Genomic DNA, 10,897 nt, shown 5'->3' with positions numbered 1-10,897 from the left:
GTGGTGTCAATTAATACTGTTGCTTCTTGGGCTTGTTTGCCATGCAAGGCAACACTCATTTTAAAAATAAGATTAAAACCTTTAACGCCTATACGCTTTCTAAAGTGCACCAACTCGGTGGCATTGCAAGGCATGCCTGGTATATAGTTTGAGTAGCCACAGAAGTATTGGTAATAAGGGTTGCGCTTAAATTGCAAAACAACACGCTCATCAGAGAGGTTTTCTAGTTGTTTAAGCAAAAGCAAACCTACCATCAGCCTGATGGGTTTTGAGGGTCTGCCATTGTTTTGAGAGTAATGTTGTTCAAAGGCATCATCAAAGACTGTCCAATTAATAGTGTTGGCTAGTTGTATTAAAGGGTCTTTGACATCTAATTGAGAAAAGAGCTCTGAATGAAAAAGATTTGATTGGGTGGATATTGGGCTGGATTTAGTTAACATTTTTTTAAGCAAAACGACCAAGAAATAAGAGGTATTTTAACAAAAGTTGGTTGATTTGTCTAGGGTTATTGTTGGTTTTATTGTTATAAATCAATTTGTTGTGTGGTTTTTAAGGGTTGACTACTTATCCAGAGTTCTTCAATGTTGAACGCTCCGCGGGTAACAGTATTCGTTGTATTAAGAATTAGACACTTTAGTGTAACGCTGTCATTTAAAAAACAGGCTTTTGATTTTTCTTTTTTATCTGCGCTCGTCTTATTACCGAAGTTTTCACCAGTTTTCTTAAAATAGAGAACGGAAAGCGCTTAAAAGACTATTGTAACAAGATGGCATCCAAAAAGACTTGACGCTCTAGTAAAAGGTTTTAATGTTCTACCGAAAAAAACATTAAAAACTTTCGGATATTATGGAAGTTGACGATCCATATTTGGTTAAGGTGTTTAATGACTTTGTCTTGCTCTGTTAGACTTCTAATGTCAAGTTAGTAGCCTTTATCGGTATAGACAACCCCATATGTTTGATGATTTTTTGATTAAAACTTTTTAGAAAGTAACTCAATCTCATACCCATCAGGGTCTTTTAAAAATGCAACAATTGTTTCCCCGGCATTCATTGGCCCCGCATCACGGGTAACTTCAACACCCAGTTGTTTTGCCACTTCAACTGCTTGATATACATCCTCTACATTGATGGCAATGTGTCCAAATCCTGTGCCTATCTGATAGTCACTTTTCCCCCAATTATAAGTCAGTTCAATAGCGGTATTTTCCGCTTCGTCACCATAGCCTAAAAATGCTAAAGTAAATTCACCCTTGGGGTAATCTTTTTGTCGTAATAAACGCATCTCTAAAACTTCGGTATAAAAAGCAATAGATTTATCTAGATCCCCTACTCTTAACATTGTATGCAAAATTCTCATAAAAATCCTTATAATAAAAAACATTATTATAAGAGATTTTTTGCGTTAAATTAAAGGAGTAAAGCCACTAACGAAATCCATTTTCACCCAAATGGTAGCACACAAGACTTTAACTACTTCTTATTACAAGAGACCTTTGCATAAAATAGGAACAATCATCAAGAACCTATTTTTCACCCACTTGGCGATTTTTTAAACCCATCCTTGGCCCTGCTAGGACAAGGTTTAAAGAAATCACCAATTGGGCAAAAATTGGATTTTGCCAATCATCCCTATTTATACAGAAGCCTCTACAAAAGTGTTAATTTTTCATCACGGGTCATTGACTTAATTTCGCACTCGCGTTTTAATGCTGTGCTTCTGTCTTCTACCTGCTCTTGATACACCAGTACACAAGGTCCGTTTGCTCGGGTGTATTTTGCACCGCCTGCAATTTCACCATTATGTTGACGCAAACGCTTATCAAGGTCATTACTTACGCCACAATACAGTGAATTGTTAATACACCTTAGTAAATACACAAACCACAGTTTTTTGTCTGATGTTTTCATCGTAACATAGTATAATGACAAAGTTTTATCCATCTTTATAAAGTTGAGACTAAGTTAATGGAAAAAACCTACAACCCCGAACAAATTGAAGCCAAATACCGCTCACTTTGGGAAGACAAAAATCTATTTTCTTCCAATTCAAATTCTACTAGCAAGAACACCTATTGTATTATGTTACCGCCACCCAATGTGACGGGCAGTTTGCATATGGGGCATGCATTTCAGCACACCATTATGGATGTGTTAACACGGTATCATCGTGGTAAAGGTGAGCAGACACTTTGGCAACCAGGTACTGACCACGCAGGTATTGCTACGCAAATGGTGGTTGAGCGCCAACTCGCTGCGCAAGACATGACGCGTCACGATATAGGGCGTGATAAATTTACTCACAAAATTTGGGATTGGAAACAACAATCTGGTGGTACGATTACTTCTCAAATGCGTCGCTTAGGTGCTTCAGTTGATTGGGAAAGAGAGCGTTTTACAATGGATGAAGGGCTCTCAGATGCGGTACATAAAGTCTTCATTCAACTGTATAACGAGGACTTGATTTATCGTGGAAAGCGTTTGGTTAACTGGGATCCTGTCTTGCGCACTGCCGTTTCTGACCTTGAAGTTATCAACACCGAAGAACAAGGCTCACTTTGGCATATGCGTTATCCAGTGAGCGACTCTGATGAAGTGGTGGTGGTTGCCACCACACGCCCTGAAACCATGCTAGGTGATAGTGCAGTTGCTGTGCATCCAGATGATGAGCGCTATACACACCTTATTGGACAAACCATTAATTTGCCACTGACTGGTAGAAAAATCCCCATCATTGCTGATGATTATGTCGATATGGCGTTTGGTACAGGTTGCGTTAAGATTACTCCTGCACATGATTTTAACGACTATGAAATGGGTCAGCGTCACAATTTAGAGCTTATCAATATCCTTACCAATGATGCCAAAATCAATGACACGGTTGAGAGTGACTATATTGACATGGATAGATTTGAAGCGCGCAAACAAATAATTAAGGATTTGGACGAACAAAACTTACTTGAGAAAATAGAACCACACAAACTGATGGTACCACGAGGTGATAGAACCAATGCGGTGATTGAGCCATATTTGACAGACCAATGGTTCGTCAAAGTTGCACCATTGGCACAGCCTGCAATTGATGCAGTGAAAAATGGTGATATTCGTTTTGTGCCTGAGAATTGGGACAAGACTTATTACAATTGGATGGAAAACATACAAGACTGGTGCATCTCTAGACAAATTTGGTGGGGGCATCGTATCCCTGCTTGGTACGATAGCAAGGGTAATATTTATGTTGCTGATTCCTTAGAAAAGGCACAACAACAAGCAGGTGAAGGCGTAAAGTTAAAGCAAGACGAGGATGTGCTTGATACTTGGTTCTCTTCAGCGTTATGGCCATTTTCAACCTTGGGCTGGCCCGAAAAAACGCCTGAACTCGCGCGTTTTTACCCAACCAATGTTTTGGTAACAGGCTTTGATATTATTTTCTTTTGGGTAGCACGAATGATTATGTTCGGTCTTAAGTTTACAGGCGATGTGCCGTTTAAAGACATTTATATCACTGGCTTAATCAGAGATGGACAAGGGCAAAAAATGTCTAAATCCAAGGGCAATGTTCTAGACCCAATTGATTTGATTGACGGTATTAGTCTCAAAGATTTATTAGAAAAAAGAACACAAGGGCTAATGCAGCCAAAAATGGCAGAGAAAATCACAAGACAAACCAAAAAAGAGTTTCCAAATGGTATTGATGCTTTTGGCACGGATGCATTACGCTTTACTTTTGCAGCGCTGGCTTCTTTTGGTCGTGATATTAAATTTGATCTCAAGCGTGTTGAAGGTTATCGCAACTTCTGCAATAAACTATGGAATGCTTCTCGTTTTGTATTGATGAAACTTGAAGAAGAAACCATTGACACCAATGCAAAATTATCAACGGCTGATGAATGGATTCTATCGCGTTTACAAGACACTAAAACCAAAGTTGAAAAGCATTTAGGTAGTTATAGGCTAGATTTAATGAGCCATGAACTCTATGAATTTGTATGGGATGATTATTGCGGCTGGTATTTGGAATTCTCTAAGTCTTTATTGGCGAATGAAACTACTAAGGCTGGTACACAGGCAACACTCATTAAAGTCTTAAATGAAATGGTGAGCTTACTTCACCCTATTATTCCGTTTATCACTGAAGAAATCTTTGAGCAATGCAATACTATTCTTAGCAAAGATAAAAGTAGCTTGATGAGTGAGCCCTATCCAGAAGTTGATACACAACTTATCTCAGAGAAAGCCGAGGCAGAAATTAAGTGGCTGCAAACTTTTGTTCTAGGCATTCGTCAGATTCGCGCACAGATGAATATTTCACCGAACAAAGTGTTAAATTGCTTTGTACAAGACTTCAATACAGTAGACCAAACCTATCTTAATAACAATACCAATATTCTAAAGTCTTTGTCAAAAATGCAAACTATTAACAAACTCTCACCTAATGATGAGGCACCTGAGTCAGCAACAGCATTGGTGGGAGAGATGAAAATTCTTATTCCTTTGGCAGGCTTAATTGACAAAGAACAAGAGATTGTGCGTTTAAATAAAGAAATTGAAAAATTAAATCAGCAAAAAGCACAATTTGAAAGTAAATTAAATAATGAAAAATTTGTCAGCAGTGCACCTAAGGAGATTGTAAACACCGAAAGAACAAGATTGGCTTCAACTCAAAATGCTATTACTGATTTATCCACGCAATTGAAAAAAATGAACAAATTATGAAGCGCAGCTTATTTATAATATTTTTATTGCTAAATTCAATAATCAATGCTGCCTCCTATGTCTATGTCACCGATATGGTGCCTATTCCGATGCGTTCTGAAAACAAAATTCAGAACAACCCTAGCAATCTTATTAAAATGTTAGATTCTGGCACTAAATTAAAAATTTTAGCCACCGAAGATGGCTGGACTAAAGTTAGATTTGAAAACACCACTGGCTGGATGATTTCACGCTATTTAACCTCTAATACACCTGCAAGAGTTCAGTTGGAAGTGCTTCAGCGTAATAATAACAACAACAAACTGTCCCTTGCTAAACAAAATGAAAAAAATACAACGCTTGAAGGTCTTACAGCTGACTTAAAAGCAAAAAATACCAAACTTTCCATTCGAATTGGAAAATTAGAATCAGAAAAAGAATACATTAAGCAAACTTATCAAGACTCGCTCAAACTTGAACACGAAAACAAAAAACTTAGAACTGCTACTTTGCAACTACAAGCAGAATTACAACTATTAGAAAATAATAATACCGTCGGACAAGATTCCAGTGCCAGAAATTGGTTTATCGTTGGTGCGCTGGTTTTATTTTTTGGATTTATGATGGGCTTTGTTTTTCAAAAACGTACAAATAACAGGAGATTTTAAGATGAATTTACTAAAAACCGCACTCACTTTTGATGATGTATTGCTTGTCCCTGCGCATTCAAAAATAATGCCAAAGGAGGTTAGCCTCAAAACACAACTAACCAAAAACATTACGCTCAATATGCCTATTTTATCAGCAGCAATGGACACAGTGACTGAAGGCAATTTAGCTATTGCTATGGCACAAGAAGGTGGTATTGGTATTATTCACAAAAATATGTCTGTTGAAAAACAAGCAGCAGAAGTACATAAGGTTAAGCGCTTTGAGTCTGGCATTATCAGAGACCCTATCACGATTGGTGCCAAGGCAAGTATTAAAGATGTGTTTGATAAGCAACAACAATATAAGATTTCAGCATTACCTGTGGTAGATGGCAATACCATTATCGGCATGGTGACAGGTCGCGATGTTCGCTTTGAAACCAATCTCAATGATTTGGTTGAAAATGTAATGACACCGCAAAACAAACTTATCACTGTCAAAGAAGGCACAGATATGAGTGAAGTACGCGCACTATTGCACAAACACCGCATTGAACGCGTCATTATCACGGGTGATGATTTTAATCTACAAGGTATGATTACCGTTCGTGATATTCAGAAATCAAATGACTTCCCTAATGCCTGTAAAGATGAGAAAGAACAATTGCGTGTTGGCGCTGCAGTTGGTGTGGGTAGCGGTACGAGTGAGCGCATTGATGCCTTAGTTGCAGCTGGTGTTGATATTATTGTCATTGACACCGCACACGGACATTCTCAAGGTGTGCTTGATCGTGTTAAGAAAACCAAAGCCAAACATCCAAACCTCAACATCATTGCTGGCAATATTGCCACTGGTAGCGCAGCACTAGATTTAGTCAAAGCGGGTGCGGACTGCGTAAAAGTCGGTATTGGCCCTGGTAGCATTTGTACCACGCGTATTGTTGCAGGTGTGGGTGTACCGCAAATTACTGCTATCTCTGATGTGGCAGAAGCCTTACAAGGCACAGGTATTCCCTTGATTGCTGATGGTGGCATTCGTTATTCAGGTGATATTGCTAAGGCCTTTGCTGCAGGCGCTTACTGTGTTATGCTTGGCTCAATGTTAGCTGGTACAGAAGAATCCCCTGGTGAGGTAGAACTCTATCAAGGTCGCTCTTATAAATCTTATCGTGGTATGGGCTCAATCGGTGCGATGAATCAAGCGCACGGCTCATCTGATAGATACTTTCAAGCAGACTCCAAAGCAGATAAATTAGTACCAGAAGGTGTCGAAGGTCGCGTACCATTCAAAGGTTCTATCCGCCCTATCGTTCATCAAATGATAGGAGGTGTGCGTTCATCAATGGGTTACACAGGTTGCGCAACACTGGATAAAATGCGCACCGATGCAACTTTTGTACAAGTAACCTCAGCCGGTATGGTTGAATCACATGTGCATGATGTCTCTATTACTAAAGAAGCACCTAACTACCATCAATAACTTTATTTTTTTTATTCTATTACATTAAACATACAAAGCTTTAAAAGAAAAAAGAGCTTGCTGATAAAGGACTTAACCTTAATTTATTGAGTTTTATTAAAAAAGAATTAAACGTAATGAGAAGAACTTATATGACCACTAAAACAGAATTAGAATTGATGATAATTGAATGATTGTAGAAATTATCATAGCAACAATACTAGGTCTGTTTACCGGCAGTTTCCTTAATGTCGTTATTTACCGATTACCACTTAACGCTACAATTGATTTAATCAATCCTAAGCGCTCATTTTGTCCCGTTTGCAAACAAAAATTAAGCGCACTAGAGCTAGTGCCAATTTTTAGCTATCTAGCTCAAAAAGGCAAATGTAAGCATTGTGGCGCTACTATTAGTTGGCAGTACCCGATCATTGAAGCAATGACAGCTTTAATCAGCGCATTAATCGTGTTTATGTTTGGGATAACGACAGAGTCAGGATTTTATTTGTTACTAGCATGGCTCTTGATTCCACTATTTGTCATTGATTTAAAAGAGCAACTATTGCCAGATGTTTTAACACTCTCACTAATGTGGATTGGGTTTATTTATCAAATGCAGTTTGGTGACTTACAAAATGGCGTTATTGGGGCAATGGTTGGGTATTTGTTGTTATGGAGTCTGTATTGGTTCTTTAAGATAATGAGAAAAAAAGAAGCTATAGGCTACGGTGATTTTAAATTACTCGCAGCACTAGGTGCTTGGATAGGATGGCAGGCAATACCGCAGCTACTATTGGGTGCTTCAGTGTTAGGTTTAATATTCTTTGTAGTAAGTAGAACCAAGAAAGATCAGGCGTTTGCATTTGGTCCATTTTTAATTATTGGTTTTTTGCTTGTAAAGTTGTTTACTTTATCATCACTGTTGTAATGAAATCATTGACAGTTAAGCAAATAATAGCGCTACATCATGAGTCAAGACTTAAAATAAAGACTGATTCTGCGGTAAGGAATATTTCTGCCTACATTGTGCCTTTAAGGCAAGAAAGAAATTATTGGTAATAAATCTTTTATCATGCAGATAAAAGATTTTACAGGCTATAATGTGACTGGGAAAAGTATAGGCAGACTAGAAAGATGGTAAAAGAAAGAATAGTCAATCTCAGCTCTCTCCCTACATAAAATTCACTAAATATAAAATAAATGCAAAAAATAAAAAATAAAAAACAACATGGGTTTACCTTAATTGAAATACTGGTAGTAATGGTAATTATTGGTATTTTAGCCAGTATTATCGTACCAAAGCTAACCAGCAAGGTTGGTGATGCGCGCGTGCAAAAAGCACATCATGATATTAAGGTAATCTCTTCAATGCTTGATTTATATAAATTAGATAAATATGGTTATCCAAATTCTGAACAAGGTTTGGAAGTGTTGGTGGGTCCGTATTTAAAGACACTGCCTAAAGATCCGTGGGGTAAGGCATACTTATATTTAAACCCAGGCGCACATAATGCCAAGTTTTTTGATTTATATACCTTGGGTGCTGATGGTGTTTCTGGTGGTAACGATGAGAACAAAGATATTGGCAACTGGGAATAATAACAACTCTGTTATAAAACACAATGCTGGATTCACGCTGATTGAGTTACTGGTTGTTGTTGTCATCGTTGGTATTTTGACAAGCTTAGTTACTTTAAGCATGAACCTGGCTAAACCTTCTGCTGTGAAAAGTTTGAAGGTAAAAATACAAAACCACATTGCATCAACGCAGAACCATGTGCAGCTTTATAACAAACCAATTCGTTTAATTATTCGTTCAAACAAAATTCAATCATTAACTTTAAATAAGTCATCTTGGAAACCCTATAAAGCACTACCGGTATTAGAGTTCGGTTCAGTTGCTGTGGACTCCGATGTTGATACCATTGAGATACTACCCAATGGATTTATAACACAAGCGTCCATCATATTATCTAAAGATGATGAGTCTAGCATAATCAACACTAAAACCAATGAACACTAAAGGCTTTACGCTTGTTGAGACATTAATTGCACTTGCGATTGTGGCTATTTCACTGGGTGCTTTGGTTAAGGCAAATCAACAAAATGCTCAACAAATCATTTATTTTAAGCAAAAGACTTTAGCGAATTTAGCTTTGAGTAATTTAAGTGTAGAAAAACGCCTAGGTCGAAAACCTAATACTGGATATCAATCAGGTGAATACACACTAGGAAAGCAAACTTGGTATTGGCTGTCTCATACACAGATAACGCCGAATAAGAATATCAATAAGACTGATTTAACACTCTACCCAACAATCGCCAAACGAGAGGCTAAAGCCTCAATTGCTGAATTAGTGTTTTACTTTGAGAAATGAAACAAAAGGGTTTTACTTTGGTGGAAGTGTTGATTGTTATGGCGATTTTGTCTGTTATTAGTTTAATTTCTTACAGCACGCTAACAACAACATTTAAACACCAGTCAGTACAAAAAAAGCATTCGCAAGCCTTAAGCGAAATGCAAAAAACGCTACTTTACTTTGAGAGAGATTTCTCTCAGATATTTAATCAAGAAGTCATATTAAATGAAAAAGGTGTGCAACTAAATAGCATACAAAATGATACATTGTTAAATATTCATTATGAATTTGGTTCGAATATAATTAAGCGTCAAGATAAAACCGATATAGAAAGAATAGCTGAGTTGGTACTATTGAAGGAAGTTAGTCAATTAAAAATTCGTGTATTGGATAATCGAAATAAATGGCATGAAGCTTGGCAATATGAAAACAATAAAAACCATTTAAAAGCCATAGAAATTAAATTTAGTCACCCTTACTGGGGTGAGATTAAACAATTGCTTGCGATCTAGATGAATATAGCGCATAAAAAAAATGAAAAAGGGATTGTGCTAGTCAGTGTGCTAATTATCGTGGCAATGGTCGGTTTGGCTGTGAGTTTAATGTGGCAACAACAAGCTTCTAATCTTAATAGCACGAAAAATATCATTCACACTAGTCAAACCATTAATTACCTTTACAACCTTGAAGTATGGGCTAAAAGTATTTTGAGAAATGATGATGCTAAAGTCGACCATTTGAAAGAAGATTGGGCAACCATTATTCCTCCAATTGAAGTTCCCAATGGCGAGCTTCACGGAAGGATAGTTGATGTACAGGCGCGTTTTAATATCAATCATTTATTTTCAATTAATAATGATTCTACTCAAGCTTATCTCAATCCAAATTATATGAATTGCTTAAACAAGTTAAACGCAAGCTTAGAGCAAGATTTTATGAGTGATTTTATTATTGAGTATATAAATAAACAGCGTCCAATAGAGAAATTTAAGCATTTGTCAGCGCTTAGAAAAATAGAGGGTATTGAGTATAAGGATTATTTAAAAATAAAGTCTTATTTAACAGCATCCAGTTTAATTAAAACAGTTAATATCAATACTGCTAGTAAAGAAGTGCTTAGTTGTTTGCATCCAGATTTATCAATTTCTTTAGCGCAAAACATTATTGATAAAAGGCCATTTAATTCACTTAGTGAGGCAAAAACTGCAATTCGTCAAGCGATAGGAGGAGGCAGTCAAAGCGCCTTTAATAAAAATTTAATTAGCATCAATAGTCAATTTTTTTTGTTGGAGTCTGATATACGAATTGCCAGTAGCCACATCAAGGTAGAGACACTTTTTCATCGAAATGCTAGGTTACTTAATGTAATTTCTCGCACTTATGAACAAATATCATCTGATTAACTTAAGAGAGAAAAGACAAACTAGGGGTATAAATTAAGTTTTTTTTCGCCATTGTTACTTTGTGTCAGGTTTCACCACGTTATCCCCTACTTTCAAAAACCACACTCCGAAACATATCAGGCTTTCTGATAAACAAATCAGGCTTCAAATTATACCAATACTCTAAAGCCTCATAAGGCGTCCTTACCTTAATCTCTTTTCTAAGTCCACCATGTCCACGATTAAAATTATAAAAAATCAAAAACTTGTTCAAATCTTGCTTCATTTCATCAATGTTTTGTTACGTTATCGCCTTAACTGTTGCATTCTTAATCGTGCCATTGACGCGCTC

At 37.0% G+C, this 10,897-nt stretch carries 13 protein-coding genes; 9 read left to right on the top strand and 4 right to left on the bottom strand.

Translation table 11 applies throughout. The annotated features are described in order from the left end of the window. From BHECKSOX2_RS02090 to BHECKSOX2_RS02080, 3 genes are all read right to left on the bottom strand, one after another. On the bottom strand, positions 1-440 hold a 440-nt coding region (locus BHECKSOX2_RS02090), incomplete at its 3' end, for a transposase (protein WP_139682462.1). 532 nt (positions 441-972) lie between these two features. Then, on the bottom strand, positions 973-1,359 hold the full coding sequence (gene gloA, locus BHECKSOX2_RS02085) for a lactoylglutathione lyase (RefSeq protein ID WP_090718576.1): 387 nt from the start codon (positions 1,357-1,359) through the stop codon (positions 973-975). Positions 1,360-1,649: 290 nt separating this feature from the next. Further along, positions 1,650-1,910, bottom strand: a complete 261-nt coding sequence (locus BHECKSOX2_RS02080) for a GIY-YIG nuclease family protein (RefSeq protein ID WP_139682461.1) — start codon at positions 1,908-1,910, stop codon at positions 1,650-1,652. A gap of 57 nt (positions 1,911-1,967) precedes the next feature. Between BHECKSOX2_RS02080 and BHECKSOX2_RS02075 the strand changes: the two genes are divergently transcribed. From BHECKSOX2_RS02075 to gspK, 9 genes are all read left to right on the top strand, one after another. Further along, positions 1,968-4,715: a valine--tRNA ligase gene (locus tag BHECKSOX2_RS02075; RefSeq protein WP_139682258.1), complete on the top strand. Its 2,748-nt coding sequence runs from the start codon at positions 1,968-1,970 to the stop codon at positions 4,713-4,715. 26 nt (positions 4,716-4,741) lie between these two features. Beyond that, on the top strand, positions 4,742-5,362 hold the full coding sequence (locus BHECKSOX2_RS02070; protein ID WP_245391284.1) for a TIGR04211 family SH3 domain-containing protein: 621 nt from the start codon (positions 4,742-4,744) through the stop codon (positions 5,360-5,362). Position 5,363: 1 nt separating this feature from the next. Beyond that, positions 5,364-6,824, top strand: a complete 1,461-nt coding sequence (gene guaB / locus BHECKSOX2_RS02065; protein WP_139682256.1) for an IMP dehydrogenase — start codon at positions 5,364-5,366, stop codon at positions 6,822-6,824. A gap of 169 nt (positions 6,825-6,993) precedes the next feature. Further along, positions 6,994-7,731, top strand: coding sequence for a prepilin peptidase (locus BHECKSOX2_RS02060; RefSeq protein WP_139682255.1), 738 nt, complete (start codon positions 6,994-6,996; stop codon positions 7,729-7,731). A 272-nt stretch (positions 7,732-8,003) separates the two neighbouring features. Next, complete coding sequence (gene gspG, locus BHECKSOX2_RS02055) at positions 8,004-8,402, top strand: type II secretion system major pseudopilin GspG (protein WP_139682254.1); 399 nt, start codon at positions 8,004-8,006, stop codon at positions 8,400-8,402. Then, positions 8,371-8,826 (top strand): prepilin-type N-terminal cleavage/methylation domain-containing protein, encoded by a 456-nt coding sequence (locus BHECKSOX2_RS02050; protein ID WP_180323614.1) that lies wholly within the window; start codon positions 8,371-8,373, stop codon positions 8,824-8,826. The genes gspG and BHECKSOX2_RS02050 overlap by 32 nt, the downstream gene beginning before the upstream one ends. Then, positions 8,816-9,181: a type II secretion system minor pseudopilin GspI gene (gene gspI, locus BHECKSOX2_RS02045; RefSeq protein WP_139682252.1), complete on the top strand. Its 366-nt coding sequence runs from the start codon at positions 8,816-8,818 to the stop codon at positions 9,179-9,181. The genes BHECKSOX2_RS02050 and gspI overlap by 11 nt, the downstream gene beginning before the upstream one ends. Then, a complete protein-coding gene (locus BHECKSOX2_RS02040; RefSeq protein WP_139682251.1) occupies positions 9,178-9,675 on the top strand; it encodes a prepilin-type N-terminal cleavage/methylation domain-containing protein in 498 nt (165 codons plus the stop codon). The genes gspI and BHECKSOX2_RS02040 overlap by 4 nt, the downstream gene beginning before the upstream one ends. Next, a complete protein-coding gene (gene gspK / locus BHECKSOX2_RS02035; protein ID WP_139682250.1) occupies positions 9,676-10,566 on the top strand; it encodes a type II secretion system minor pseudopilin GspK in 891 nt (296 codons plus the stop codon). Between the two features lie 79 nt (positions 10,567-10,645). Here the strand turns inward: gspK and BHECKSOX2_RS02030 are convergent, their stop codons facing one another. After that, a complete protein-coding gene (locus tag BHECKSOX2_RS02030; protein ID WP_139682249.1) occupies positions 10,646-10,831 on the bottom strand; it encodes a hypothetical protein in 186 nt (61 codons plus the stop codon). Between the last annotated feature and the right edge of the window lie 66 nt (positions 10,832-10,897).

Source organism: thiotrophic endosymbiont of Bathymodiolus puteoserpentis (Logatchev) (assembly GCF_900127505.1).
Taxonomy (GTDB): domain Bacteria; phylum Pseudomonadota; class Gammaproteobacteria; order PS1; family Pseudothioglobaceae; genus Thiodubiliella.
The sequence above is the reverse complement of the archived record's forward strand: the minus strand, read 5'-3'. Positions and strand labels throughout refer to the sequence as shown.

Coding starts and splice junctions, on each gene's coding strand:
- gloA (WP_090718576.1), bottom strand. CDS start 1,359: ATGAGAATTTTGCATACAATGTTAAGAGTAGGGGATCTAGATAAATCT.
- BHECKSOX2_RS02080 (WP_139682461.1), bottom strand. CDS start 1,910: ATGAAAACATCAGACAAAAAACTGTGGTTTGTGTATTTACTAAGGTGT.
- BHECKSOX2_RS02075 (WP_139682258.1), top strand. CDS start 1,968: ATGGAAAAAACCTACAACCCCGAACAAATTGAAGCCAAATACCGCTCA.
- guaB (WP_139682256.1), top strand. CDS start 5,364: ATGAATTTACTAAAAACCGCACTCACTTTTGATGATGTATTGCTTGTC.
- BHECKSOX2_RS02060 (WP_139682255.1), top strand. CDS start 6,994: ATGATTGTAGAAATTATCATAGCAACAATACTAGGTCTGTTTACCGGC.
- gspG (WP_139682254.1), top strand. CDS start 8,004: ATGCAAAAAATAAAAAATAAAAAACAACATGGGTTTACCTTAATTGAA.
- BHECKSOX2_RS02050 (WP_180323614.1), top strand. CDS start 8,371: ATGAGAACAAAGATATTGGCAACTGGGAATAATAACAACTCTGTTATA.
- gspI (WP_139682252.1), top strand. CDS start 8,816: ATGAACACTAAAGGCTTTACGCTTGTTGAGACATTAATTGCACTTGCG.
- BHECKSOX2_RS02040 (WP_139682251.1), top strand. CDS start 9,178: ATGAAACAAAAGGGTTTTACTTTGGTGGAAGTGTTGATTGTTATGGCG.
- gspK (WP_139682250.1), top strand. CDS start 9,676: ATGAATATAGCGCATAAAAAAAATGAAAAAGGGATTGTGCTAGTCAGT.
- BHECKSOX2_RS02030 (WP_139682249.1), bottom strand. CDS start 10,831: ATGAAGCAAGATTTGAACAAGTTTTTGATTTTTTATAATTTTAATCGT.